This window comes from Thiomonas sp. UBA7699 (genome assembly GCF_002482605.1).
GTDB lineage: Bacteria > Pseudomonadota > Gammaproteobacteria > Burkholderiales > Burkholderiaceae_C > Thiomonas > Thiomonas arsenitoxydans.
In genome coordinates this window covers 1-24133 of the sequence record NZ_DLGH01000019.1, presented here as the reverse complement: position 1 = coordinate 24133, position 24133 = coordinate 1, and the positions used below count along the sequence as shown (strand labels likewise).

General features: G+C 65.3%; 24 protein-coding genes. 10 read left to right on the top strand and 14 right to left on the bottom strand.

Annotated elements, in window-relative coordinates; translation table 11 throughout:
• Position 1 precedes the first annotated feature (1 nt).
• Both B3H47_RS08335 and purE read right to left on the bottom strand, forming a co-directional pair.
• Positions 2–1171 (bottom strand): 5-(carboxyamino)imidazole ribonucleotide synthase, encoded by a 1170-nt coding sequence (locus B3H47_RS08335; protein WP_286986697.1) that lies wholly within the window; start codon positions 1169–1171, stop codon positions 2–4.
• The gene (gene purE / locus B3H47_RS08330; protein WP_286986696.1) at positions 1168–1656 is read right to left on the bottom strand and encodes a 5-(carboxyamino)imidazole ribonucleotide mutase; all 489 of its coding nucleotides are present in this window, start codon (positions 1654–1656) and stop codon (positions 1168–1170) included. Before purE ends, B3H47_RS08335 begins: the two co-directional genes overlap by 4 nt.
• Positions 1657–1826: 170 nt before the next feature.
• On the opposite strand from purE, the gene trxA reads away from it, so the two are divergent.
• Positions 1827–2723: a thioredoxin gene (gene trxA, locus B3H47_RS08325; RefSeq protein WP_156053258.1), complete on the top strand. Its 897-nt coding sequence runs from the start codon at positions 1827–1829 to the stop codon at positions 2721–2723.
• 64 nt (positions 2724–2787) lie between these two features.
• Here the strand turns inward: trxA and B3H47_RS08320 are convergent, their stop codons facing one another.
• Positions 2788–3369 (bottom strand): DJ-1/PfpI family protein, encoded by a 582-nt coding sequence (locus tag B3H47_RS08320; protein WP_156053259.1) that lies wholly within the window; start codon positions 3367–3369, stop codon positions 2788–2790.
• 118 nt (positions 3370–3487) lie between these two features.
• On the opposite strand from B3H47_RS08320, the gene B3H47_RS08315 reads away from it, so the two are divergent.
• The gene (locus B3H47_RS08315; RefSeq protein WP_156053260.1) at positions 3488–4372 is read left to right on the top strand and encodes a phosphoribosylaminoimidazolesuccinocarboxamide synthase; all 885 of its coding nucleotides are present in this window, start codon (positions 3488–3490) and stop codon (positions 4370–4372) included.
• Here the strand turns inward: B3H47_RS08315 and ubiA are convergent.
• The 3 genes from ubiA to galE form a co-directional block, all read right to left on the bottom strand.
• Complete coding sequence (gene ubiA, locus B3H47_RS08310) at positions 4362–5219, bottom strand: 4-hydroxybenzoate octaprenyltransferase (RefSeq protein ID WP_156053261.1); 858 nt, start codon at positions 5217–5219, stop codon at positions 4362–4364. The two genes, B3H47_RS08315 and ubiA, sit on opposite strands and share 11 nt — an antisense overlap.
• A gap of 66 nt (positions 5220–5285) precedes the next feature.
• A complete protein-coding gene (locus B3H47_RS08305; RefSeq protein ID WP_013122523.1) occupies positions 5286–5789 on the bottom strand; it encodes a Dps family protein in 504 nt (167 codons plus the stop codon).
• Between the two features lie 109 nt (positions 5790–5898).
• Positions 5899–6921, bottom strand: a complete 1023-nt coding sequence (gene galE, locus B3H47_RS08300) for a UDP-glucose 4-epimerase GalE (RefSeq protein WP_156053262.1) — start codon at positions 6919–6921, stop codon at positions 5899–5901.
• 114 nt (positions 6922–7035) lie between these two features.
• Here galE and B3H47_RS08295 point away from each other — a divergent pair, with 114 nt between their 5' ends.
• From B3H47_RS08295 to bamC, 3 genes are read left to right on the top strand one after another with little or no spacing between them, the layout of a single operon-like run.
• Entirely contained in the window at positions 7036–7599 is a 564-nt protein-coding gene (locus tag B3H47_RS08295; RefSeq protein WP_156053263.1) for a class I SAM-dependent methyltransferase, read from the top strand.
• A gap of 31 nt (positions 7600–7630) precedes the next feature.
• A complete protein-coding gene (gene dapA, locus B3H47_RS08290) occupies positions 7631–8533 on the top strand; it encodes a 4-hydroxy-tetrahydrodipicolinate synthase (RefSeq protein WP_156053264.1) in 903 nt (300 codons plus the stop codon).
• 56 nt (positions 8534–8589) lie between these two features.
• Positions 8590–9738: an outer membrane protein assembly factor BamC gene (gene bamC, locus B3H47_RS08285; protein WP_156053265.1), complete on the top strand. Its 1149-nt coding sequence runs from the start codon at positions 8590–8592 to the stop codon at positions 9736–9738.
• A gap of 105 nt (positions 9739–9843) precedes the next feature.
• Here bamC and B3H47_RS08280 read toward each other — a convergent pair whose 3' ends face one another.
• From B3H47_RS08280 to B3H47_RS08270, 3 genes are all read right to left on the bottom strand, one after another.
• Positions 9844–10077: a hypothetical protein gene (locus tag B3H47_RS08280; protein WP_079668456.1), complete on the bottom strand. Its 234-nt coding sequence runs from the start codon at positions 10075–10077 to the stop codon at positions 9844–9846.
• 182 nt (positions 10078–10259) lie between these two features.
• Positions 10260–10748 (bottom strand): hypothetical protein, encoded by a 489-nt coding sequence (locus B3H47_RS08275; RefSeq protein WP_156053266.1) that lies wholly within the window; start codon positions 10746–10748, stop codon positions 10260–10262.
• 20 nt (positions 10749–10768) lie between these two features.
• The gene (locus B3H47_RS08270) at positions 10769–11926 is read right to left on the bottom strand and encodes a JmjC domain-containing protein (RefSeq protein WP_156053267.1); all 1158 of its coding nucleotides are present in this window, start codon (positions 11924–11926) and stop codon (positions 10769–10771) included.
• A gap of 74 nt (positions 11927–12000) precedes the next feature.
• Here B3H47_RS08270 and B3H47_RS08265 point away from each other — a divergent pair, with 74 nt between their 5' ends.
• Positions 12001–12507, top strand: a complete 507-nt coding sequence (locus B3H47_RS08265; RefSeq protein WP_156053268.1) for an FKBP-type peptidyl-prolyl cis-trans isomerase — start codon at positions 12001–12003, stop codon at positions 12505–12507.
• 30 nt (positions 12508–12537) lie between these two features.
• On the opposite strand, the gene B3H47_RS08260 is transcribed toward B3H47_RS08265, so the two are convergent.
• The 4 genes from B3H47_RS08260 to alaS are packed head-to-tail and all read right to left on the bottom strand — an operon-like array spanning position 12538 to position 17842.
• Positions 12538–13122, bottom strand: coding sequence for a DUF2062 domain-containing protein (locus B3H47_RS08260; protein ID WP_156053269.1), 585 nt, complete (start codon positions 13120–13122; stop codon positions 12538–12540).
• A gap of 26 nt (positions 13123–13148) precedes the next feature.
• Positions 13149–13604, bottom strand: coding sequence for a dUTP diphosphatase (dut, locus tag B3H47_RS08255; protein ID WP_156053270.1), 456 nt, complete (start codon positions 13602–13604; stop codon positions 13149–13151).
• Positions 13605–13657: 53 nt separating this feature from the next.
• Positions 13658–14857: a bifunctional phosphopantothenoylcysteine decarboxylase/phosphopantothenate--cysteine ligase CoaBC gene (coaBC, locus tag B3H47_RS08250; RefSeq protein ID WP_156055231.1), complete on the bottom strand. Its 1200-nt coding sequence runs from the start codon at positions 14855–14857 to the stop codon at positions 13658–13660.
• Positions 14858–14872: 15 nt separating this feature from the next.
• Entirely contained in the window at positions 14873–17842 is a 2970-nt protein-coding gene (gene alaS, locus B3H47_RS08245) for an alanine--tRNA ligase (RefSeq protein WP_156053271.1), read from the bottom strand.
• A 115-nt stretch (positions 17843–17957) separates the two neighbouring features.
• Between alaS and B3H47_RS08240 the strand changes: the two genes are divergently transcribed.
• Complete coding sequence (locus tag B3H47_RS08240) at positions 17958–19451, top strand: NAD-dependent succinate-semialdehyde dehydrogenase (protein ID WP_156053272.1); 1494 nt, start codon at positions 17958–17960, stop codon at positions 19449–19451.
• 15 nt (positions 19452–19466) lie between these two features.
• On the opposite strand, the gene B3H47_RS08235 is transcribed toward B3H47_RS08240, so the two are convergent.
• Entirely contained in the window at positions 19467–20399 is a 933-nt protein-coding gene (locus tag B3H47_RS08235) for a histone deacetylase family protein (RefSeq protein ID WP_156053273.1), read from the bottom strand.
• Positions 20400–20489: 90 nt separating this feature from the next.
• Between B3H47_RS08235 and B3H47_RS08230 the strand changes: the two genes are divergently transcribed.
• The 3 genes from B3H47_RS08230 to B3H47_RS08220 form a co-directional block, all read left to right on the top strand.
• Positions 20490–21413, top strand: a complete 924-nt coding sequence (locus B3H47_RS08230) for an AAA family ATPase (protein ID WP_013105060.1) — start codon at positions 20490–20492, stop codon at positions 21411–21413.
• A gap of 34 nt (positions 21414–21447) precedes the next feature.
• Positions 21448–22557 (top strand): DUF58 domain-containing protein, encoded by a 1110-nt coding sequence (locus B3H47_RS08225; RefSeq protein ID WP_286986695.1) that lies wholly within the window; start codon positions 21448–21450, stop codon positions 22555–22557.
• The coding region (locus tag B3H47_RS08220; RefSeq protein WP_286986694.1) for a DUF3488 and transglutaminase-like domain-containing protein at positions 22557–24133 on the top strand (1577 nt) is incomplete at its 3' end. The genes B3H47_RS08225 and B3H47_RS08220, both read left to right, overlap by 1 nt.

Below are 24133 nucleotides of genomic sequence, written 5' to 3'. Positions count from 1 at the left end.
CTCAGAACGGCTCCAGGCCGAGAACGGTGCAGGCGTGCAGCGCGGTCTGGCGCGCTTCGGCAGGGGTGGCCGCCGTGCAGGTGAGGTGGCCCATCTTGCGGCCCTCGCGCGGCGCGTGCTTGCCGTAGAGGTGCAGATGCGCGCCGGGTTGCGCCAACACGGTGGCCCAGTCGGGCTCGCGCTGCTGGCCGGTGGCGTCGAACCAGAGATCGCCCAGCAGGTTGAGCATGACAGTGGCGCTGTGCTGCCTGGGCACTAGCAACGGCGCGTTCACCAGGGTGCGCCACTGCAGCTCGAACTGCGACACGGTGCAGGAGTCGATGGTGTGATGGCCGGAGTTGTGCGGACGCGGCGCGATTTCGTTAGCCAGCAGGCGACCATCGCGCAGCACGAAAAATTCCACGCAGAGCACGCCGACATAGTCCAGCCCCTCCGCCACGGTGGCTGCGGCGTTCTGCGCAGCCTCGGCGATGTCGGGGGTGATGGACGCGCCGGGCGAAAAGCTGGCGAACAGAATGCCGTCGCGGTGCAGGTTCTGCTGCGGCTCGTAAAGCACGGAGCAACCGTCGCGGCCGCGCGCCATCACCACCGACAGTTCATAGGCCAGATCGAGTTTTTTCTCCAGCACGCAGTCCACACCGCCCAGGGCGGCCCAGGCCGCAGGCAGGTCGGCGGCTGTTTGCACCGTGATCTGCCCTTTGCCGTCATAGCCCAGCCGGGCGGTTTTAAGAATGCCGGGAAACAGCTCAGTGCTCACCGCACCAAGGCCGCCGCTCGCGGTCAGCACCGCGTGCGGCGCGCAAGGCACGCCAAGCCGCGCAAACAAGGCCTTTTCCTGCGCCCGGTCCTGGCACACAGCCACGGCCTGCGGCGCGGGCGCCAGCGGCACGCGCGACTCCAGCCACTGCATCGAGTGCGCCGGAATATTCTCGAACTCCACCGTCACCGCAGCGCAGTCGCGGGCGAGTTGATCGAGCGCCAGCGGGTCGTCATAGCGTGCTGCCAGATGGATGCCGGTGACCTGCGCTGCGGGCGCGGCTTCGTCGGCTTCGAGCACGGCCACGCCATAGCCCGCGCTCTGCGCCGCCTGGGCAAACATGCGGCCCAACTGCCCGCCGCCGAGCACGCCCAGCGTGGCGCCGGGGGGAATGAATGCGGCAGACTTGCTCATGCCGGGCTACCCACGCGCATGGCCCGCGCTGCGGCGGTTTGCTCCGCGCGGAAGGCGTCGAGCTGATCGCGCAGGCCCGCGTCATGCGCCGCCAGCATCGCCACGGCAAACAGCGCGGCATTTGCCGCCCCGGCTTCGCCGATGGCAAAAGTGGCAACCGGCACACCCTTGGGCATCTGCACAATGGACAGCAGCGAATCTTCGCCCCGCAGATACTTGCTGGGCACCGGCACGCCGAGCACCGGCACCGTGGTCTTGGCCGCGAGCATGCCCGGCAGATGCGCCGCGCCGCCCGCACCGGCGATGATGGCGCGCAGGCCGCGCTGCTGCGCACTGTCGGCATAGGCAAACAGATCGTCGGGCATGCGGTGGGCCGAGACCACCTGGCAGTCGTGCGCCACCCCGAAGCGGACGAGGATGTCCGCCGCATGGCGCATCACCTCCCAGTCGCTTTGCGACCCCATCACCACGCCGATTGCGGCCATCTGCTCTCTCCTGTGCAACGCCTGTAAACGAGTGATTTTAAGAAGCAGTGGATCAAGCCCTTGAAATCGCGCCCCGCTATGCTCCATCCAAACGCAGATCGTGCGCCTGCATACACCCCTTGGTATGGCGCCGACCGCCCCCATTTGCCCTGCTCATTCAGGAGTCGAACATGATTGATGCCACCGTTGCCAATTTTGAAACCGAAGTCGTCGAAGCCTCCCATACCGTCCCGGTGTTGGTCGATCTGTGGGCCCCGTGGTGCGGCCCCTGCCGCGCGCTTGGCCCCATTCTCGAAAAGCTGGAAGTGGCTTACGAAGGCCGTTTCAAGCTGGTGAAAATCAACACCGAAGAAGAGCAGGAACTGGCCGCTGCGTTCGGCGTGCGCAGCATCCCCATGGTCATGCTGCTCAAAGACGGCCAGCCGGTGGACGGTTTCGTCGGCGCTCTGCCCGAAGGCCAGATCCGCGAATTTCTCGACAAGCACGTTCCCGACACCGCGCCGGAGCAGACGGACGAGGCCGAACCGAGCGATGCCAAAGCCGAGTCTGCACCTGCGCTGCCGCCGCTGGAAAAGCTGCAGCAAGACTTGGCCACCAATCCGGCCAACGACAACGCGCGCAAGGCGTATGTCGAACTGCTGCTGAAGGACGGCCGCACCGCCGACGCCAAGTTGGCGTTCGAGCCCATTGCCGGCAAGGCGCTGGCCGACGCCCGCATCCAGGCGCTGGCCGACTGGCTTTCCGCCGCGCAGGCCGCGCCCGGCCTGCCCCCTGTTGCCGCGCTGCAGGCCAGCATCGCCGCCAACAAGCGCGACTTCGACGCCCGCTACGCCCTGGCGCAGCAACACATGGCCGCGCAGCAGTGGACCGCGGCGCTGGACGAACTGCTCGACATTCTCATGCGCGACAAAAGCTGGAGCGAAGACCGCGCGCGCAAGACCTTTGTCAACATTCTGGAGCTGATGACGCCTGCAGATGCCCCCAAGCCCGCGCCCGGCCAGCCCCCGGTCACCGATCCCACGGTGGAGAGCTACCGCCGCCGCCTGAGCATGACGGTACTGAGCTGAACTCCTGGCCGCCCACAAAAACGCCGACTAGAAGTCGGCGTTTTTCATGGCGTTTGCACACGCGTTACAGCGTGATCTGCGTCCCCAGCAGCTTGAGAAACTGTCCCATCCACGCCGGATGCGCGGGCCAGGCCGGGGCGGTCACCAGATTGCCCTGCGTCACCGCCTGATCGACTGGAATATCGGCATAGTCGCCGCCGGCCTCACGCACTTCCGGGCCGCAGGCCGGATAGGCCGAGCACTTGCGACCTTGCAGCACGCCCGCCGCCGCCAGAATCTGCGCGCCGTGGCATACCGCCGCCACCGGCTTGTCGGCGCTGAAAAAATGCCGCACCAGATCGAGCACCTTGGGGTTGAGCCGCAGGTACTCGGGGGCGCGTCCGCCGGGGATGACCAGCGCGTCGTAGTCCTCGGCCTTCACTTCGGCGAAAGTGGCGTTGAGGGTGAAGTTGTGGCCGGGCTTTTCGGAATAGGTCTGCGCGCCCTCGAAGTCGTGAATCGCGGTTTTCACCTGATCGCCCGCCTTCTTGTCGGGGCAGACCGCGTGCACCGTGTGGCCCACGGCCAGCAGGGTCTGGAACGGCACCATGGTTTCGTAGTCTTCGGCGTAATCACCCGCCAACAACAGAATGCGTTTTGCAGCCATATCGAGTCTCCATCGAGAGTAGGCCGCACATGCGGCCCGCCTATTGTGAAACGCGGCGGGTGAAAAACTCAACCCTGCGAATTTCTACAATCGCTCCATTCCTCACGAAAGCCCGCCCATGACCTCTGCCCTGCTGCAATCCTCCCTGCATTCCCTGCCCTTGCTGTCGCGCGGCAAGGTGCGCGAAAACTATGCTGTGGGCGCCGACCGCCTGCTGATGGTGGCCACAGACCGCATCTCGGCGTTTGACGTCATCATGGCCGAGCCCATTCCCGGCAAGGGCGAAATTCTCAACCGCATGGCGCGGTTCTGGTTCGGCCTGCTGCACGACGTGGCGCCCAACCATTTGCTCGACATCGATCCCGAGGCCGTGGTGGCCGCAGACGAGCGCAGTCAGGTGCGCGGTCGCGCCATGGTGGTCAAACGCCTCAAACCCCTGCCGGTGGAAGCCGTGGTGCGCGGCTATCTCGCGGGTTCGGGCTGGAAAGACTATCAAGCCACCGGCGCGGTCTGCGGCGTCGCCCTACCAAAAGGCTTAAAGCTCGCCAGCAAGCTGCCCGCGCCCATTTTCACCCCCGCCACCAAGGCCGAACTGGGCGAACATGACGAGAACATTTCCTTCGCGCAAATGGAGCAGGCCATCGGTGCCGAACTCGCCGCGCAAGTGCGCGACATCAGCATCACCCTCTATCAACGCGCTGCCGACTACGCCGCCGCGCGCGGCATCCTGATCGCCGACACCAAGTTCGAATTCGGCCTCGATGACAACGGCACCCTCACCCTGATGGACGAAGTGCTCACCCCGGATTCCTCGCGCTTCTGGCCCGCCGACACTTGGTTGGAGGGCAGCTCGCCGCCGAGCTTCGACAAACAGTTTCTGCGCGACTGGCTCGAGGGCGTGCCCGGCTGGAACAAACAACCGCCGCCCCCCACCCTTCCCGCCGACGTCATTGAGCACACCCTGGCCCGCTACCGTGAGGCACTGGAACGGCTCACGGCTTGATGGCGTAAGCGCAGACGACCCCGACAAACATCGCCAAACCCAGATAGTGGTTGAGCCGGAAGGCGCGAAAGCATTGCGCCGGATCGCGCTCGCGGATGAGGGTGTAGTGATACCCGGCCTGCGCTGCGGCGGCGGCCACGCCCAGGAAGTAAGGCCAGCTCAGTTGCAGCGCCCACCCCACGGCAGCCCATAGCGCGATGTAGGCGCAATAGCTCGCCATGACCGCCGCCACGTCGGCGCGGCCGAAGGTGATGGCCGAGGTCTTGATGCCGACCTTGAGATCGTCTTCGCGGTCGACCATGGCGTATTCGGTGTCGTAGGCCAGCACCCAAAACAGATTGCCCAGCAGCAGCACCCAGGCCAGCAGCGGCACGTCGCCGCGCGCTGCGGCAAAGGCCATGGGAATGCCGAAGCTGAAGGCCACGCCGAGATAGGCCTGCGGCAGCGCGAGCCAGCGCTTGGTGTAGGGATAGGCGATGGCGATCAGCAACGCCGCGACCGACATCTGGATGGTGAGCAGGTTGGTGGTGAGCACCAGGCCGAAGGCCGCGAGTGCGAGCGCCGCGCCGACCAGCAGCGCCTCCCGGCTGGACACCTTGCCCGAGGTGACCGGACGCTGCGCGGTGCGGCGCACGGCGCGGTCGAAGTCTTGGTCGGCCACATCGTTCACCGCACAACCAGCCGAACGCATGAGAAACGTACCCGCGATGAACACGACGACCAGCCACCAACTCGGTCGCCCGTCGCTGGCGATCCACAAAGCCGACAGACTCGGCCACAACAAGAGAAGAGAACCGACCGGCTTGTCCCAACGGATCAAGGCCAGCCATAAGCGCAAACGTTCCATGCGTGAATTATCGCCACGCAGGGAACGTCGATGAAACGGATGACGGGGGAAACGACTGAACGCCGATCAGCCTTCGAGCAGCGAGCGCAGCATCCAGGCGGTTTTTTCGTGAATGTCCAGGCGCTGGGTCATTAGGTCGGCGGTGGGCTGATCGTTGACCTCGTCGGCCACGGTGAACACCGCGCGCGCCGTCTTGGCCACAGCCTCGTGGCCCTTGACCAGAATGCCGATCATCTCCTGAGCCTTGGGCGGCTGCGCCGGCACGTCGGCCAGGCTGGAGCGCGAACTGAAACCGTGATAGGAGCCGGGCACGGAGAAGCCGAGTGCGCGGATGCGCTCGGCAATCGGATCGACCGCATTCCACAGCTCGGTGTACTGATCCATAAACATCAGATGAAGGGTGTTGAACATCGGCCCGGTCACGTTCCAGTGGAAGTTGTGCGTGGTGAGATAGAGCGTGTAGGTATCGGCCAGCAGATGCGAGAGCTGCTCGGCCACTTTGGCGCGGTCGTCATCCGAAATGCCGATGTGAATCGGGGTCGATGAGGCATGCAGGGTGCTTTTGCTCATGATGTTCCTTTCAGTCTGTTAGATCAAGGCTAACCATAGCGCCCGGCGGCAAACCGGCGCAAGCACGGGGCATCAATAAAACGAGAGATCGGCCTGTCAGTCGCAGCGCTCAAGCGCCATAGCCTTCCGGGTTGCCCTGCTGCCAGCGCCAGGCGTCGGCGCAAATGGTGTCGAGCCCGCGTTTGGCGCTCCAGCCCAGAAGGGCTTTCGCCGCCGCCGGATCGGCCCAGCATTCGGCGATGTCGCCCGGACGGCGCGCCACGATCTCATACGGCAGATCGCGGCCGATGCTCTTGCCGAAGGCCTGCACCATCTGCAGCACCGAGTAACCTTGGCCGGTGCCGAGGTTGACGGTGAACATGCCCTCATGGCCCAACAGATAACGCAGCGCCGCCACGTGCCCCTCGGCCAGATCCATGACATGGATGTAGTCGCGCACGCCGCTGCCGTCCACCGTAGGCCAGTCGCCGCCGAACACCCGCAGCTTCTGCAGGCGGCCCACCGCCACCTGGGTGATGTAGGGCATGAGGTTGTTGGGAATGCCGCGCGGGTCTTCGCCGATGAGCCCGCTTTCGTGCGCACCCACCGGGTTGAAGTAGCGCAGACGGGCGATGCGCCAATGCGGTTCGGCCCGGTGCAGATCGCCGAGAATTTCTTCGATCATCAGTTTGCTGCGGCCGTAGGCATTGGTCGCGCTGAGCGGAAAGTCTTCACGGATGGGCGTCGAAGCGGGATCGCCATAGACCGTGGCCGACGACGAGAAGATGAGGTTGTGCACCTTGGCGCGTTGCATCGCCTCGAGCAGAACCACCGTGCCGCCGACGTTGTTGTCGTAGTAGATCAGCGGTTTTTCCACCGACTCACCCACCGCCTTCAGTCCGGCGAAGTGGATCACGGCGTCGATCTTGTGCTGCGCGAACACGGCGTCGAGCCGCGCCGCATCGCGGATGTCGGCCTGCATGAATGCAGGGCGCTTGCCGGTGATGCGCTCCACCCGCGCCAGCGACTCGGCACTGCTGTTGCACAGGTTGTCGTACACCACCGGGAGGTAACCCGCTTCGATGAGAGCGACGCAGGTGTGCGAGCCGATGTAGCCGGCGCCGCCGGTGACGAGGATGGTGGCTGTGGTCATGTCGTTTTGCGGTGAAAGTCGAGGAATGGATGGGAGAAGGGTTTCCCCTATTCTGCCTTGTCAACATGAGGCACAAACATCTTTCACACGGGCGCCCCGTTACGATGCTGCGCCATGACCCCAGAAGCCCGCAACGACGCCCCGCCTTCCCCCTGGATAGTCCGCCATGCCTCGCTGCTGCGCGCGGGCGGCAACGTGCTCGATGTGGCCTGCGGCGGAGGTCGCCATGTGCGCTGGCTGCAGCAACGCGGCCATACGGTGTTTGCGGTGGACCGCAACGCTGAAGCCCTCGCCGGGCTGCGCGATCTGGCGCAGGTGCTGGTGGGCGACCTGGAAGCCGGTCCCTGGCCCTACGGCGAACAAACTTTCGATGCGGTGGTCGTGACCAACTATCTCTGGCGCCCTTTGCTGCCGCGCATCGTGGAAGCGGTCGCCCCCGGCGGCTTTCTGCTCTACGAAACCTTCGCCCTCGGTCAAGCCAGCGTGGGCAAGCCGTCGAATCCTGATTTCTTGCTGCGGCCTGGCGAGTTGCTCGACGCGGTGCGCCCGGCGCTGCGCGTACTGGCCTTCGAAGACGGCTTTGTCCAAGCGCCTCACCCCGCGTATGTGCAGCGCATCGCCGCCGTGCGCGAAGCGCCCAACGCCAGCGCGGCAGACCGATACAATCTTTCCATTTGACAGGCAGCTCACAAGCAGCACACGCAGACCAATGTCCTCCCAACCTCTGGTCATCCGCGGCAGCATCGTCGCCCTGGTGACCCCCATGCACTCCGATGGCAGCGTGGACTACCCCGCGCTGCGCAAGCTGGTCGACTGGCACATCGAACAAGGCACCGACTGCATCAGCCCCTGCGGCACCACGGGCGAATCTCCCACCCTGCCGGTGGACGAGCACATCGAAATCGTGCGCACGGTAGTCCAACAGGCGGCTGGCCGCGTGCCCGTGATGGCCGGCGCCGGTGCCAACTCCACCAGCGAAGCCATCGAACTCTCCAAGCGCTGCCAGGAAGTCGGGGCCGATTGTGTGCTCAGCGTCGTGCCTTACTACAACCGTCCCACGCAAGACGGCATGGTGGCGCATTTCACCGCCATCGCCGAGGCGATCGACATCCCCGTGGTGCTCTACAACGTGCCGGGCCGCACCGTGGCCGATATGCAGGTGGACACTGCCCTGCGTCTCGCCCAGGTGCCCGGCATCATCGGCATCAAAGAGGCCTCAGGCAACATCGACCGCGCCGCACAGCTCATTCGGCGCGCTCCGTCTTCGTTTGCCATTTATTCCGGCGACGACCCGACCGCCGTGGCGCTGATGCTGCTGGGCGGGCATGGCAACATCAGCGTGTCGGCCAACGTCGTTCCACGCCGCATGCACCAACTGTGCACGGCCGCGATGGCGGGCAACGCCGCGCTGGCCAGCAAACTGCATTTCGAGCTCATCGAGCTCAATCAGCTACTGTTCTGTGAGCCCAACCCCATACCCGTCAAGGAAGCACTGCGCCTCATGGGTCGCATCGACTCGGGCCTGCGACTACCCCTGACCCCCTTGCAATCGACCTTTCACGCCCCGTTGCGTGCGGCCTTGCAGGCACTGGGCCTGCCGGTGGTTCACTGATTTCGTTCACTGATTTTCCCCATTCACCCCTTCGCATCTCCGAGACCTTCTTGCGTATGAACCTATCCAATCACTGGCGGTTGAGCGCCTTGGCCATTGCCCTGAGCGCCGGCGCCTTCCTCAGCGGCTGCTCATCCCTGAACACCGTTGTTCAGGGCAAGGGAGTGGACTACGAAAGCGCCAAACAGGGCAATCCGCTCGAAGTGCCGCCCGACCTCACCCAACTTGCGCGACAAGAGCAATACGTCGTTCCGGGCAGCCCCAATGCCCCGGTGAGCGCGCTCGCTTACGACAAGGGAGTGCAAACCGCCGAGCAAGTCGCCAAGACCAACACCGTTTTGCCGCAATACCCTGGCATGCGCATCGACCAGGCGGGCGGTCAACGCTGGCTGGTGGTCGACTCCAGCCCCGATCAACTCTGGGAAAAAGTCAAAGGTTTCTGGCAGGAAAACGGCTTCTATCTCACCCAGGCTGATGCCACAAACGGCGTGATGGAGACCGACTGGGCGGAAAACCGGGCCAAACTGCCGCAGGACTTCATTCGTAAGTATCTCGGCAAGGTGTTCGACAGTCTGTACGACACCGGCACGCGCGACCGCTTCCGCACGGTGTTCGAGCGCACACCCGACGGCAAGGGCACGCAGATCTACATCACCCACCAGACGATGAAAGAGGTCTACAACTCCAACGACAAATCGACCACGGCCTGGGAGCCCGCAACACCCGATCCAGGGCTCAACACCATCTTTTTGCGCAAACTCATGGTCACCCTGGGTCTGAGCGAGGAGGCGGCGAAACAACGCATCGAAAATCCGGTGCAACTGGCCCAACCCGTGGCCTCAAAACTCGTGGACGACGGCCTGGCGCTGCAATTACAAGACGGCTTCGAAACCGCTTGGCGTAAGGTCAGCCTGGCGATCAATACTGCAGGCTTCACCGTGATTGAACGCAACCGCGCAGAAGGCCGCTTCGATGTGCGCTACATCAGTGCTGAAGCCGCGCTCAAGGCCTCGCAGGACAGCACGGGATTTTTCGGCAAGCTGTTCGGCAAAAAGGAAAGCGAGCCCAAACCGGCCGACTACCGCATTGCCCTGCAAAACGCCGGGACGCAAACCGTGGTGACCGTGCAGACACTTGAGGGCAAGCCGCTGCAGACCGACGACGCGCGCAAGATCCTGCAAATCCTGCAACAGCAGATTCAGTAAGTCGTAAGTCACCCAAGACCATGGCCCACTAGAGGGCTATGGTCGGCCAAAATTTAGACCACAAAAAAGCCGACTTGCGCCGGCTTTTTTGCGTCTGCAAAGAAATTACTTGGCAGCGCTGGCGCCAGATGCAGCAGCAGCCGGGGCCGAAGCAGCGGCGGGAGCCGAAGCAGCAGCGGGAGCCGAAGCAGCAGCAGGTGCCGAGGCCGGAGCCGAGGCAGCAGCGGGCGCAGAGGCAGCAGCGGGAGCCGAAGCAGCCGGAGCGGCCTCTTCTTTTTTACCGCAAGCGGCCAGGGCGAGAGCGGCGATCATGGATGCCAGCAGAAGGGACTTTTTCATTACTTTCCTCTAAGCGTCAGTCAAAATGGGGGTTGGCCCGAAAAAATTCTTTACCGTCCTGATTGAACCCAATCGCAACCAGAACCGGTTTGCATATCAAGTTCAGCGCATAAGTATAGTGGGACTTCGGGTTATCCCCGTGTTGCAATTTCAAGGTTCCGAATTGCCGTGTTGCAAAATTGTCACAAACCCAGAATCACCGCAGGAAATGCCGGGGTGGCCTGCTCCCAGACCTCGTCGAAACGCATGCGCAAGGCGTGCACACGCGCAGCCGTCTGCAAGGTCTCGCCCGACATCCATGTCGCGGTATGTGCATAGACGGCGCAACGAGGCGATCCTGCCATTTCGACCAATCCGCGAGCGCCCGTTTCGGCAATCTGGCGACAACTCACCAGGTGAGCAAAGTCGCGGCGGAACGCGGCGAAGCGCGGAAAACGGCCTCTCACCTGGCTCCAGTCCAGCGCCAAAAACCGCAGGGCATCGAGACGTCTGGCATCGCGCAGCGCCCATTGCTCCAGTTGCTGGATGAACGCGGGCTGATTCAACGGCCAGGCGCGATAGTCGGCGCTGAAACAGTAAAGACTCGCTCCATGATCGGCCACAAGCGCGCCGAGGGCCGCATAGGCTTGAGTGCGCGTCTCGAAGGGCAGGTCTTGGCCGATCGGCGTCATCTGGATGTCACTCGAGTTTGCTATGCGGGCGAACTCTCGGCTGAACGCTCATGGCCCGGTTGCAACCAGCCGATAGAGCACCAGTCGGTCAAGGCGGCCTGTTCTGCCGAAGTCGCCGTCTGAACCTGCGCAGCGCTCAGGTTTTGCTGATCGGCCAGTTGGCGCAGCAACGCGGAGGAGGCCAATGCAGCATCCACCGCCTCTCCATTGAGGAACAGCGCCTGCGCGGTGTAGAGCATTTTGCTGCGGCGATCGAGCCGACAACCCGTCTGCCGACACGCGTGGCGCAATGTGGCTGCAGGGGTTTCGACGCTTTCGAACCAGACCTGAGGCTTGGGAGTGGTGAGGTAGAGACCGAGCACGTTCTCGAACATCGCAGCGTCGGGTTTGAGGCGGCTGAAAGCCTCGCGGGCAAACTTCACCATGGCCTCAGGAAGCAGCGCGGGAGACGCCCCAGAGCGCAGCGGCGGATCGCGGTAGATCGCGCCGCTTTGCTGCGCTTCCGCCAGTTGCCACAGCACTTCCTTGAGCAACTCGCCCTGCGGCGGCGCGCGAAAGCCCACCGAGTAAGTCATGCAATCACCGCTGGCCGCGATGCCGTCGTGGCCCCAGCCAGGGGGCAGATAAAGCATGTCGCCGGGTTCGAGGATCAGGTCTTCCTCGGGCGTGAATTTCGCCAGCAGCTTGACCGGTTTGCCGGGTTGTAGCGTGGCGTCTTCCACCGGACCGATGCGCCAGCGCCGCCGTCCGGCGGCTTGCAGCAGGAATACGTCGTAAGCATCTTGGTGCGGCCCAACGCCGCCGCCCTCGCTGGCCCACGAAATCATCAGGTCGTCGAGCCGCGCGTCGGGAATGAAGCGGAATTGCCGCAGCAAATCGCCTGCGGCATCGACGTGCAGGTTCACCCCCTGAACCAGCAGCGTCCAGTTGCGCTGTTCGACGGGCGGAAGCTGCTTGCGCGAAAAAGGCCCGTGATCGAGCTGCCAGCGGCGGCCCGCGCGCTGCAATAGGCGCGATTCGACATCGTCATGCCCAGCCAGAGCGAACAGTTGCGCCCGGCTGAGCAGGGGCTTGAAGCCCGGAAAGGCCTGGCGCAGCAGCAGCGGTTTACGCTGCCAGATTTCGCGCAGGAAGCGGGCTTCGGTGAAGGCCCCCCAATGAAGCGTCGCAGTTGACATCTTTGTCATGTTCCAATGCGGGCGAACTTTTGGTCGTTCCCCGTTTCCATATTCAAACTCCAGCGAGCATAACCATGAAAATTACCGAAGGCCTTGTCGCCACCCTGTCCTGGCGCATGACAGACTCGCAAGGCGAGTTGATCGACGAAAACGCCGAAGGCGACGACTTCTATGTCGGCGGCGACGATCTGCTGCCGCGCATGGCCGAGCAGATGCTGGGCATGGGCGTGGGCGACAAGGGCGACATCTATCTGCAGCCCGAAGATGCGTTCGGCGACTACGACGCCGACTTGCTGCTGGTCGAAGACCGCAAGCTGTTTCCCGCCGAACTCGAAGAGGGCATGATGTTCGAGCAACTGCCCGAGGGCTGCTCGCCGGGCGATGCCGATGCCTTCTACACCGTGACCGAAATTCACGACGAAAAGGTGCTGCTCGACGGCAACCATCCGCTGGCAGGTATGGCGCTGCGCATCGAATACACCGTGCTCGACGTGCGCGAAGCCGATCCCGACGAAATCGAGGTGCAGAGCGCGCTGCTCGATTCGGCTGATGCAGGGCTGTTTCTCCCCGGCGAGAAATAAACCTCGCGGTAAACCCCGCCGGTATTCAATTCATTCTCGGTTTTTCTGCTGCGCGCTGGCCGCTTCGCGCGCCAGCCGCGCTTTTTTGCGCGCGCGCCATTCCAGCCGCAGGTGCAAACTCCAACCGAACAGGGTGATGAAATAACCGGCAACGGCCAGAATGAGCGCCAGCAGCGGCACGCCGACGAACAGCGGCGTGCCCAGATTCCAGGCCCAGTGCGCCAGCGCGACGGTCGAATCCCAGAGGTGCAGCCAGTCGAAATCGGGCGGCGCGGTGAGCCTGTGCGCAGCATGCGCGGGGCTGACCAGCACGCCGAGCTTGTAGGCCACGAGGTAGAGCGGCACGATGGTGAGCGGATTGCTGTAGAGCGTCACCACCAGAGCGATGGGAAAGTTGCAGCGCACCATCACAGCCAGAATGCCCGCGGTGAGCATCTGGAACGGGCCAGGAATCAAGCCGCCGATCATGCCCGCCGCCACCGCCAGCGCCACGCTGCGGCGGTTCAGGCTCCACAGCGCCGGGTGCGCAATGTATTTGGCGAAGGGACGCAGCCACGGGCTGCTTTGCATCACCTCGAACTTGCGTACCAGCAGCTTGGCCCAGCGACGCGCCATGTCACAGCCCTATGGGTTTGCGCGGATCAGTGCGCGCCGGTGGAGCCAAAGCCCCCGGCGCCGCGCTCGGTGGCGTCGAAGTGCTCCACCACCTCCCACTGCGCCTGCACCACCGGCACGATGACCATCTGCGCGATGCGTTCCATCGGTTGCACGGTGTAGGCCGCGCTGCCGCGGTTCCAGCAGCTCACCATCAGCGGGCCTTGATAGTCGGAATCGATCAGCCCGACCAGATTGCCCAGCACCACGCCATGCTTGTGTCCCAGGCCGGAGCGCGGCAGCAGCATGGCGCACAGGCCGCAGTCGTCGATGTGCATGGCCAGGCCGGTGGGAATGAGCTCGGCCTGCCCCGGTTGCAGGGTCAGCGGGGCGTCGATGCAGGCGCGCAGATCCATGCCCGCGCTGCCCGGGCTAGCGTAGGCGGGAAGCTGCTCGCGCAGACGGTCATCGAGAAGGCGGACGGCGATGCGGGGATGAGACAAGAGGATTCCTCGGTGGATGAAGCGATTCAATCGCTGGCGGCGGCACACACCGCTCAGAGACCAGCACGTTCAAGCCGGGCCGCGATCTCATTGATGAGCTTGCGCGCCAGCACGAGCTTGTCGCCACTGCCCAGAGGGTGATGACCGGCAGCGTCGAACAGTTCCAGCCGGTTGTCGTCGCGGCCGAAAGTGTCCGGCCCGAGGTTGCCCACCAGCAGCGGCACGTTTTTGCGCTGGCGCTTGGCTGCGGCGTGTTCCGCCAATTTTTCGCTCTCGGCGGCAAAGCCCACGCAGAACGGCGGCTGCGGCAAAGCGGCTACCGTGGCGAGAATGTCCGGGTTGGCCTGCAAGGCAATGGTCGGAGCGCCCTCGCCTTCGCGCTTTTTCTGTTTCTGCGCATGAACCTGTGAAGGCCGCCAGTCGGCCACGGCCGCGGTGGCGATGAACACCTGCGCGGCGTCAACCTGCGCCATCACCGCGTCGAACATCTCCTGCGCGCTGGTCACGTCCACCCGCTGCACGCCATGCGGCGCGGGCAGCGCGGTCGGGCCGCTGACCAGCACCACGCGGGCCCCGGCCTCACGCGCCGCGCGGGCCACGGCGTAGCCCATCTTGCCGCTGGAGCGGTTGGTGAGACCGCGTACTGGGTCGATGGCCTCGAAGGTGGGGCCGGCGGTGACCAGCACGGTGCGGCCTTTGAACAATTTGGGCTGAAACGCGGCGACGATGTCTTGCAACAAATCTTCGGGTTCGACCATGCGGCCTTCGCCGACCTCGCCGCAGGCCTGCTCGCCCGCGGCCGGGCCGCTGATCAGCGCACCGTCTTCGCGCAGCCGGGCGACGTTGCGCTGCGTGGCCGGATGGCCCCACATCTCGCGGTTCATCGCCGGGGCGAACAGCACGGGCTTGTTGGACGCCAGCAGCAGGGTGGAGAGCAGATCGTCCGACAAGCCGCCCGCCGCCTGCGCGAGCACATTCGCCGTGGCTGGCGCGACGACCACGAGATCGGCGGCGCGCGTCAGCTCGATATGCGCCATGCCGTTGCCCACGCGGGTATCCCACAGGTCATCGAAAACCGGCCGACCGGTGAGCGCCTGGAAGGTCGCGGCGCCGACAAAGCGCGCACCCGCAGCCGTCAGTACGACCTGCACCGTCGCCCCCGCCTTGACCAGCAGCCGCGTCAACTCGGCCGCCTTGTAGGCCGCGACTCCGCCGGTGACGCCGAGAACGATGTGTTTGCCCTGCAAGTCCATGGCCACTGCGCGCATTCAGGCGCCGAGACGCTGTTGCAGCAGGCTCATGGCCTGGGCCAGCGCGGCGTCGATCTGCTCGGGCTGAGTACCGCCGGCCATGGCGAAGTCAGGCCGACCGCCACCCTTGCCGCCCACGGCCTGCGCCGCGGCACTAACCAGATCGCCGGCCTTGATCTGACCCACGCGGTCAGCGCTCACTCCTGCGGCGAGCTGCACCTTGTCGCCCTCGGCGCTTGCCAGCAGCACCACGGCCGTCTTGAGTTTGGACTTGATGCGGTCCACCGCTTCGCGCAAGCCCTTGGCGTCCAGCCCGTCCATGCGCGCCAGCAGCACCGAGGTGCCGCCGATGGTGATGGCCTGCGACACCAGGGCGTCGCCCTGGGCGGCGGCCTGCTGCGCCTTGAGCTGGGCCAGGTCTTTTTCGAGCTGGCGCTGCTGCTCTAACAGTTGCTCGACCTTGGCCGCAGACTCCTCGGCCGGCGCCTTCAGGGTGCGCGACAGCCGCGCGACCAGCGCATTCTGCTTCTGCACAAAGGCCAGCGCGTTCAGGCCGGTGATGGCCTCCACCCGGCGGATGCCCGCGGCCACACCGCCTTCGAACACGATCTTGAACAGCCCGATGTCGCCGGTGCGCGCCACGTGGGTGCCGCCACACAGCTCGCGCGAAGTGCCGATGTCGAGCACCCGCACGGTGTCGCCGTACTTCTCGCCGAACAGCATCATCGCGCCCAGCCCCTTGGCCTCGTCGATGGGCATCACGCGGGCTTGCGTTGCGGCATTAGCCAGAATTTCCTCATTCACCAGGCGTTCGACTCGGGCGATCTCGTCGTCGCTCATCGGCGCGTCGTGGGCGAAGTCGAAGCGGGTCTTGTCGGCATCGACCAGCGAACCCTTTTGCTGCACATGATCGCCCAGCACCAGACGCAGCGCCTTGTGCATCAGGTGGGTCACACTGTGGTTGCGCATGACCGCCAGACGGCGCTCGCCGTCCACCTGCGCGGCCACGATTTCGCCCACTTTGAGGCTGCCCGACTCGAGCGTGCCGTGGTGGCCGAACACGTCCGCCTGCAGCTTTTGCGTATCGTGCACGACAAAGCGCAGATCGCAGGAGTCGCCCTCGAACAGCACACCGCTGTCGCCCACCTGCCCGCCGGATTCGGCGTAGAACGGCGTGCGGTCGAGCACGACCACGCCTGGGTCGCCGGCCTGCAAGGTTGGCACCGAAGTGCCATCCTTGTAGAGCGCGACCACGCGCGCCTCCTTCACCAGCAGATGCTCGTAACCGTCGAAGCGGGTCTTGTCGCCGACGTAGTCGAGCGCGGCCTGCATCTTGAACTTGCCCGCTGCACGTGCTTGCTCGCGCTGGCGGGCCATGGCGACGTCGAAAGCGGCTTCATCCACATTCACCCCATGTTCGCGGCACACGTCCTGCGTGAGGTCGAGCGGGAAGCCGAAGGTGTCGTGCAGTTTGAAAGCCAGTTCGCCAGGAACTTTTAGATCATTCCAAGCCCGTTTCAACGACTCGACGCTATTCTCCCCGCGCCTACGTAAATCGTCAGATATCTTTTTGATCATCCCATCAGGAATCACACTCGGGTCATACACCAAGACGCTGTGAGTAAGGGGGAGTAAAGGGCTATGTTCCGAGAAATGGCAGAGAGTGATGCCTTCCCTGAATGGGCTAAAGCCATTCAATCTCCATTTGCGAGAAAACTCCCGGCCAGCTTGTTGGGCATCTAACCCAGCCTCAAGAAGTTGCATTCCTGACCCGACCGTCTCGAAAAACCGAGCCTCTTCCTGTTTCAATACTGCGGAAACCTTATCTTGATTCTCGGCCAGCTCGGGATAGGCCGCCCCCATCTGCTCCACCAGATCGGGCACCAGTTTGTAGAAAAACGGCTGGCGCACGCCCAGCTTGTAGCCGTGGCGGATGGCGCGACGCACGATACGACGCAGCACATAACCGCGCCCTTCGTTGCCCGGAATCACGCCATCGACGATGAGAAAAGCACAGGCGCGGATGTGGTCGGCGATGACCTTGAGCGAGGCATGGCCCAGATCGGCGGTCGCGGTCTCGCGCGCAGCGGCCTTGATGAGCGCCTGAAACAGGTCGATCTCGTAATTGCTGTGCACATGCTGCAGCACCGCGGCAATGCGCTCCAGGCCCATGCCGGTATCCACGCAGGGCTTGGGCAGGGGCTTCTGGCGGAAGACGGCCAGCTTGTAGCCTTCGCCATCCTTGCTCACCAGACCGATGCCGCCCTCGGCCTCGACGGCCTGTTTGCGCGCGGTGGCCTGATGTTCGGTCTCGAAGCGCTCCTCGCCAGCGGCATAGCGCTCGAACTGCATGAACACCAGGTTCCAGATCTCGATGTAACGGTCGCCGTCTTCTTCGGCCGAGCCGGGTGGGCCACCCCAGATCTCGGGGCCGTGGTCGTAGAAAATCTCGCTGCAGGGCCCGCAGGGGCCGGTATCGGCCATCTGCCAGAAGTTGTCTGAGGCGTAGCGGGCGCCCTTGTTGTCGCCAATGCGGATGATGCGCTCGACCGGCACGCCGACTTCCTTGGCCCAGATGTCGTGCGCCTCGTCGTCTTCGGCGTACACCGTCACCCACAGCTTCTCGGCCGGGAGCTTATAGACCGTGGTGAGCAACTCCCAGGCGTAGCGGATGGCTTCGCGCTTGAAGTAGTCGCCGAAGCTGAAGTTGCCCAGCATCTCGAAGAAGGTGTGATGCCGCGCGGTGTAGCCCACGTTCTCCAGATCGTTGTGCTTGCCGCCGGCGCGCACGCAACGCTGCGCCGTGGTGGCGCGCTTGTAGGGACGCTGGTCCTGACCGAGGAACACGTCCTTGAACTGCACCATGCCCGAGTTGGTGAACAGCAGCGTGGGGTCGTTGCCCGGCACGAGCGAGGAAGACGCCACGCGGGTGGAACCCTGCGATTCGTAATAGGCCAGAAATTTTTCGCGGATGTCGGAGACGTTCATGGGGCGGGTAAGTGGCTGTGGCACGGGCGCGGAACTGGCTCTGGCGCACGATCATGCAAAAGGTTAGATTTTAGGGCTTACAACCTGATCCCGTTCACCCCAACCGGAGCTGCCCATGAACCGGCCCGCCAATCCGCTGTCCCTGCTCAAAGACCCCACGCTGTTCAAGACCCAGGCCTATATCGATGGCCAGTGGATCGATTCCGCCCGCCGCTTCGCAGTCACCGACCCAGCCACCAATGCCGAACTGGCGCAGGTGCCCGCGCTGGAGCCCATGCATGCGCAGCTCGCCATCGACGCCGCAGATGCAGCCTGGCCCGCCTGGCGCGCCCTGCCGGCCAAGCAGCGCGCCGCCATCCTGCGCAAGTGGTTCGATCTGCTGGTGGCCAACGCCGACGACCTGGCCCGCCTGATGACCGCCGAACAAGGCAAGCCGCTGGCCGAGGCCAAGGGCGAAGTACTCTACGGCGCCAGCTTCGTGGAATGGTTCGCCGAAGAAGCCAAGCGGGTTTACGGCGAAACCATTCCCAGCCCCGACGCCACCAAGCGCCTGCTCGTCCTCAAGCAGCCCGTCGGCGTCTGCGCCGCGATCACGCCGTGGAATTTCCCCCTGGCCATGATCACCCGCAAGGTCGCGCCCGCACTGGCCGCCGGTTGCCCCGTGGTCATCAAGCCCGCCGAACAGACGCCGCTGACCGCGCTGGCCGCAGCCGAACTGGCCCACCGCGCCGGTATTCCGCGCGGCGTGCTCAACGTGCTCACCGCCGACGCCGAAGGGTCGATCGCCATCGGCAAGCTGCTGTGCGCATCAAAGGTGGTGCGTCATCTGTCGTTCACCGGCTCCACCGAGGTCGGCCGCATCCTCATGGCGCAGTCGGCGCCCAGCATCAAGAAGCTGTCGCTCGAACTCGGCGGCAACGCACCCTTCATCGTGTTCGACGACGCCGATCTCGACTCGGCCATCGAAGGCGCCATGGCGAGCAAGTACCGCAACGCCGGCCAGACCTGCGTCTGCGCCAACCGGCTGTATGTGCAGGACGGCATCTACGACCGATTCGTCGAGCGCTTGGCGCACGCCGTGGGCAGCCTGAAAATCGGCAGCGGCTTCGATGAAGGCGTGAATCTGGGCCCGCTGATCGACGATCAGGCGCTGGCCAAGGTCGAGAAGCACATCAGCGACGCCACCTCCAAGGGCGCGCGCATGGTGGTGGGCGGCAAGCGGGTGGAGACCGGCCCCAATGCCGGACGCTTCTTCCAAGCCACCGTACTGGCCGATGTGACGAGCGACATGCTCTGCGCCAGAGAGGAAACCTTCGGCCCGGTGGCGCCGGTGTTCCGCTTCAAGACCGAGCAGGAGGCCATCGCCGCGGCCAACGCCACCGAATTCGGCCTGGCTGCCTACTTCTTCAGCCGCGACGTCGGTCGCATCTTCCGCGTGGCCGAGGAACTCGAATACGGCATGGTGGGCATCAACACCGGCCTGATGTCCAACGAAGTCGCGCCTTTCGGCGGTGTGAAACAGTCCGGCCTGGGCCGCGAAGGTTCACATCACGGCATTGACGAATATGTCGAAATGAAATATCTCTGCCTGGGTGATTTAAACAAGTAGCGCCCGGCCAGCGCTTCAATCGAGCCCCGCCAGCACCCGCACGTGCTCGGCCACGCTGCGGCCGAGGGCGCTAAGGTTGTAGCCGCCTTCCAGGCAGGAGACGATGCGGCCTTCGCACTGCGCCTCGGCAAAGTCCACCAGTTGGCGGGTGATCCAGGCGTAGTCGGCTTCCACCAGGCCCATCTGACCCATATCGTCTTCGCGGTGGGCGTCGAAGCCGGCGCTGATGAACAGCATCTGCGGCGCAAATGCCCGCAGTCGGGGTAGCCACTGCTCGGTGACGATGTGACGCACCCCGTCGCCCTTGGTGTAGGCCGGAACGGGGACGTTGACCATATTCGGCTGCTCGCCTTCCGCGCCGCTGTAGGGGTAGAAGGGGTGCTGGAAGAAGCTCACCATCAGCACCCGTTCATCGCCCCGGAATATGTCTTCGGTGCCGTTGCCGTGGTGCACATCGAAATCGACGATGGCCACGCGCTCCATCCCGCGCACATCGAGCGCGTGGCGTGCGGCAATGGCGACATTGCCGAGAAAACAGAACCCCATGGCCTGATCGCGGGTGGCATGATGGCCGGGCGGGCGGACGGAGCAAAAGGCGTTGTGCAGATGACCGTCGATGACGGCATCGGTCGCGCTGATGGCCGCACCGGCAGCCCGCAGCGCGGCTTGCCAGGTATGCGGATTCATCATCGTGTCCGCGTCGATCCACTCATGCCCCTGCTCGAAATCACCGCGCTTTTTGAGATCGGCGACATACAGCGCCGAATGCGCGCGCTCAACGTCCTCCAGGCTGGCGGGCGGCGCGTCGTCGTGGCGTTCGAGCCAGGGCGCAATCTGCGCGGCGATCAACCGGTCTTCAATGGCGGCGAGGCGCTGCGGGCATTCGGGATGGTCTGCCCCCATTTCGTGCAGGGTGCAGTCGGCATGGGTGTAGAAGCCGGTCGTCATGGTTCTTGTCTCCTGCGGCATATCCCCAGATTCGGGGCATGCACGTCGTCCTCGTAGCATAGTGCGCTGTCGCCTCCCACTCCGCCGCTCGTGAAAACCCCAGCCCTGCCCAGTCTGCTCGACCAGCTCGAAACCATTATCAAAGGCAAGCGCCCGCAGGTGGAACTCGCCGTGTGCTGCCTCTTGGCCAGCGGTCATTTGCTCATCGAAGATCTGCCCGGGGTGGGCAAGACCACGCTGGCCCATGCCCTGGCCGCCACGCTGGGGCTGCAGTACGCCCGCGCGCAGTTCACCTCCGACCTCATGCCGGGCGATCTGCTGGGCATTTCGGTGTTCGACCGCAACCGCAGCGAGTTCGTGTTTCACCCCGGCCCGGTGTTTTCGCAGGTGCTGCTGGCCGACGAAATCAACCGCGCCGGGCCGAAGGTGCAAAGCGCCCTGCTCGAAGCGATGGAAGAGCGCCAGGTGAGTGTGGACGGACAGACGCGCCGCCTGCCCGAGCCATTTTTCGTCATCGCCACGCAAAACCCGTTCGACCAGCTCGGCACCTATGCCCTGCCCGAGTCGCAGCTCGACCGCTTTCTGCTGTGCATCTCGCTGGGCTACCCCAGCCGCGCCGCCGAGCGCGCCCTGCTCGAAGGCCGCGACCGGCGCGAGCTGATCGCGGAGCTGCAGCCGGTGCTGACCCCCGAGCGCTTGATCGAGCTGCAGCGACAGGCGCAGGCCGTGCATGCCGCTCCCGCCCTGCTCGACTATGTGCAGGAGCTGCTCACGCAGACGCGCAACGGGCGCTGGTTCATCGAGGGGCTCAGCCCGCGCGCCGGTCTGGGCCTGCTGCGCGCTGCCCGGGCCTGGGCGCTGCTGCAGGGCCGCGACTACCTCATTCCCGACGACGTGCAGCAAGTCCTGCCATTCGTTGCCGGGCACCGCTTGCGCACCCTCGACAGCCCCACGGTCAACCGCGCCGCCTCGTTGCAGGCAGTGCAATCGCTGCTGGAACACGTCCCGGTGTAACAAGGCCCGAAGGCCCGCGCGCCAAGCAGTGATCATGCCACCCTCCGCCGATACCGCCCTGCCTCAGCCCGCCGCGTCGAACACCCTGCGCGACGCCTTCGCGCAGCGCTTCGATGCCTGGGCGCTAGCGCGCCATCCGGCCGGCGGCAGCACGCGGCTGACCCACCGCAACGTCTACATCCTGCCCACCCGCACCGGCTGGTTTTTCGCCCTGCTGCTGCTGGTCTTGCTGGTGCTGAGCATCAACTACCAGCTCAATCTCGGCTATCTGCTCACCTTCCTGCTGGCGGGCAGCGCGATGATGGCCATGCATGTCACCCACAACAATCTTCGCGGCTTGCAGCTCACCGCGCGGCCGCCCGAAGGCCTGCTGCACCAGGGCCAGAGCGCCCGTCTCGGCCTGCTGCTGCAAGGCGGCGCACGCGACCGCTGGGGGCTGGCCCTGCGCCCGGCAGGCACCCAAGCTACGCCGCCCGCGCCCCAGAAGAAGGCCCGCCGCAAGGCGTCCAGCCCGCCCTACCCCTGGGCCTACGCCGACTGCGCCCGCAACAGTGAAACCGCCCTCACCCTGAGCTGGACGCCGCCGCGCCGCGGCCTGCTGGCCTGGCCCCTGCTCACCGTCGAAAGCTATTACCCGCTGGGCGTCTGGACGGCCTGGAGCCGCTGGCAGCCGCAGATCGAACTGCTCGTGCTGCCCGCCGCCGAGCATCCCGCCCCGCCCCTGCCGCCCGCCCGCCCCACGCCAGGCAACGGCCCGGCGCTTGCGCGCGGCGGCGGCGAAACCGATGGCGTGCGCGCCTACCGCACCGGCGATTCGCTACGGCATGTGCTGTGGAAAAAATTCGCCCGCAGCGACGAACTCATCAGCCGCGACACCGCCCAGCCCCAGGCCTGCGCCGAACTCTGGCTCGACTTCGCCACGCTGCCCGCGCAGCTCGATATCGAAGCCCGGCTGTCGCGGCTGTGCGCCTGGGTGCTGGCGGCCGACCGCACCGGCACGCCCTACGGCCTGCAGCTCGGCGGCCAGCAAATCAGGCCAGCCACCGGCGCCGCGCACCGAGCCGCCTGCCTGCGCCTGCTCGCGCTGCATCCCGGCCCCCTGTTGCAGCCCCGTTCGGGCGCCGCCCCGCGAGCCAAGTCGTGATGCAGTCCAACCCCAGCCAGACGCTGCTGGCCCGCTGGACCCACCGCACCAACGCCCTGCCGCGCGATGCGCGCGACACCTTGTTTCTGCTCGGCGTGTCGCTGCTGCTGATGCTGCCGCTGTTCGTCCATCTGCCTTGGTGGACGAGCGCGCTGGTGCTCGGCCTGCTGGCCTGGCGTGCGGCGCTGGCCTGGCGCAGTGCGCCGCTGCCCCGGCGCGGCGTGCTGGTGCTCATTTTGCTGTTCTCCGTCGTCATCACCCTGTGGGATTTCCACACCGTACTCGGGCGCGATGCCGGAGTCGCGCTGCTGTGCGTGCTGCTCGGCCTCAAGACCCTGGAGATGCGCTCGCGCCGCGATGCCCATGTGCTGTTCTTCCTCGGTTTTTTCACCATCGCGGCCAACTTTCTGTTCTCGCAATCGCTGGGCACCGCCCTGGTCATGGTGCTGGCCACCTGGGGCATGCTGGCCGCGCTGGTCAACGCCAATCTGCCCGCCGGGCGGCCGCCGCTGCGGCAGTCGCTGCTCACCGCGCTCAAGATGATGGCGCTGGGCGCGCCCGCGATGGTCGTGCTGTTCATGGTGTTTCCGCGCCTGAGCGCGCCGCTGTGGGCCTTGCCGCAAAGCGGCGCGCAGGCCATCACCGGGCTGTCGGCCAGTATGTCACCGGGGCAGATCGCCGAGCTGGCGCGAGACGACTCGGTCGCCTTCCGCGTGGTGTTCCACGGCCAGCGGCCGCCCGACCGCGAGCTTTACTGGCGCGGCCCGGTGCTGAGCGTGTTCGACAACGGCGTGTGGCTGCCCGACCCGCGCCAGCGCGACCGCGCCACCCTCAGCCCGCCCGCCGATCTGCACCTGAGCGGCCCACCCGTGCGCTACACCGTCACCCTGCAGCCCACGCAGCAGACCTTCGTCTTCGCGCTCGACGCCCCGGCGGCCGCGCCCGAGATCGAGGGATATCGGGTGCAGTGGCTGCCCGACCTGCAACTGGTCACCGGGCGGCCGCTCGACCATCTCTCGCGCTACACCGTCGAGTCGTCACCGCAGTTTCGCTACGGCCCCACGCAATTCAGCCCCGCCCTGCGTGCCGACGAAGCCCTGCCTGCGGGCTTCGATCCGCGCAGCGTGGCGCTGGGAAGGCAACTCGCCGCGCAAGCCAAGGCGGCCGGACAGGGCGGCGCCTTCGTCGCGCAAGCCCTGCTGCAGATGTTTCGCAACCAACCCTTCCGCTACACCCTCAACCCCGGCACCTACGGCCGGCGCGACGGCGTGGACCAATTTCTGTTCGACCGCCGCGCCGGTTTTTGCGAACACTACGCGCAGGCGTTCGTCGTGGTGATGCGGGCCGCAGGCATTCCCGCGCGCATCGTCACCGGCTACCAGGGCGGCCGCTTCAACCCGGTAGACGACACCTGGGTGGTGCGCCAAAGCGACGCCCACGCCTGGGCCGAATACTGGCTGCCCGAACGCGGCTGGGTGCGCGCCGACCCCACCGCCGCCGTTGACCCGGCGCGCATCGACCGCAGCGGCGCCACCCTGGCCGCGCGCGAGCCCCTGTTGGGCGTGGCCGCGCTCGG

Coding starts and splice junctions, on each gene's coding strand:
- bamC (WP_156053265.1), top strand. CDS start 8,590: ATGAACCTATCCAATCACTGGCGGTTGAGCGCCTTGGCCATTGCCCTG.
- B3H47_RS08335 (WP_286986697.1), bottom strand. CDS start 1,171: ATGAGCAAGTCTGCCGCATTCATTCCCCCCGGCGCCACGCTGGGCGTG.
- B3H47_RS08315 (WP_156053260.1), top strand. CDS start 3,488: ATGACCTCTGCCCTGCTGCAATCCTCCCTGCATTCCCTGCCCTTGCTG.
- B3H47_RS08240 (WP_156053272.1), top strand. CDS start 17,958: ATGAACCGGCCCGCCAATCCGCTGTCCCTGCTCAAAGACCCCACGCTG.
- B3H47_RS08270 (WP_156053267.1), bottom strand. CDS start 11,926: ATGTCAACTGCGACGCTTCATTGGGGGGCCTTCACCGAAGCCCGCTTC.
- B3H47_RS08275 (WP_156053266.1), bottom strand. CDS start 10,748: ATGACGCCGATCGGCCAAGACCTGCCCTTCGAGACGCGCACTCAAGCC.
- B3H47_RS08280 (WP_079668456.1), bottom strand. CDS start 10,077: ATGAAAAAGTCCCTTCTGCTGGCATCCATGATCGCCGCTCTCGCCCTG.
- B3H47_RS08235 (WP_156053273.1), bottom strand. CDS start 20,399: ATGACGACCGGCTTCTACACCCATGCCGACTGCACCCTGCACGAAATG.
- B3H47_RS08295 (WP_156053263.1), top strand. CDS start 7,036: ATGACCCCAGAAGCCCGCAACGACGCCCCGCCTTCCCCCTGGATAGTC.
- alaS (WP_156053271.1), bottom strand. CDS start 17,842: ATGAACGTCTCCGACATCCGCGAAAAATTTCTGGCCTATTACGAATCG.
- B3H47_RS08225 (WP_286986695.1), top strand. CDS start 21,448: ATGCCACCCTCCGCCGATACCGCCCTGCCTCAGCCCGCCGCGTCGAAC.
- B3H47_RS08305 (WP_013122523.1), bottom strand. CDS start 5,789: ATGAGCAAAAGCACCCTGCATGCCTCATCGACCCCGATTCACATCGGC.
- galE (WP_156053262.1), bottom strand. CDS start 6,921: ATGACCACAGCCACCATCCTCGTCACCGGCGGCGCCGGCTACATCGGC.
- B3H47_RS08320 (WP_156053259.1), bottom strand. CDS start 3,369: ATGGCTGCAAAACGCATTCTGTTGTTGGCGGGTGATTACGCCGAAGAC.
- dapA (WP_156053264.1), top strand. CDS start 7,631: ATGTCCTCCCAACCTCTGGTCATCCGCGGCAGCATCGTCGCCCTGGTG.
- ubiA (WP_156053261.1), bottom strand. CDS start 5,219: ATGGAACGTTTGCGCTTATGGCTGGCCTTGATCCGTTGGGACAAGCCG.
- B3H47_RS08265 (WP_156053268.1), top strand. CDS start 12,001: ATGAAAATTACCGAAGGCCTTGTCGCCACCCTGTCCTGGCGCATGACA.
- purE (WP_286986696.1), bottom strand. CDS start 1,656: ATGGCCGCAATCGGCGTGGTGATGGGGTCGCAAAGCGACTGGGAGGTG.
- coaBC (WP_156055231.1), bottom strand. CDS start 14,857: ATGGACTTGCAGGGCAAACACATCGTTCTCGGCGTCACCGGCGGAGTC.
- B3H47_RS08260 (WP_156053269.1), bottom strand. CDS start 13,122: ATGGCGCGTCGCTGGGCCAAGCTGCTGGTACGCAAGTTCGAGGTGATG.
- trxA (WP_156053258.1), top strand. CDS start 1,827: ATGATTGATGCCACCGTTGCCAATTTTGAAACCGAAGTCGTCGAAGCC.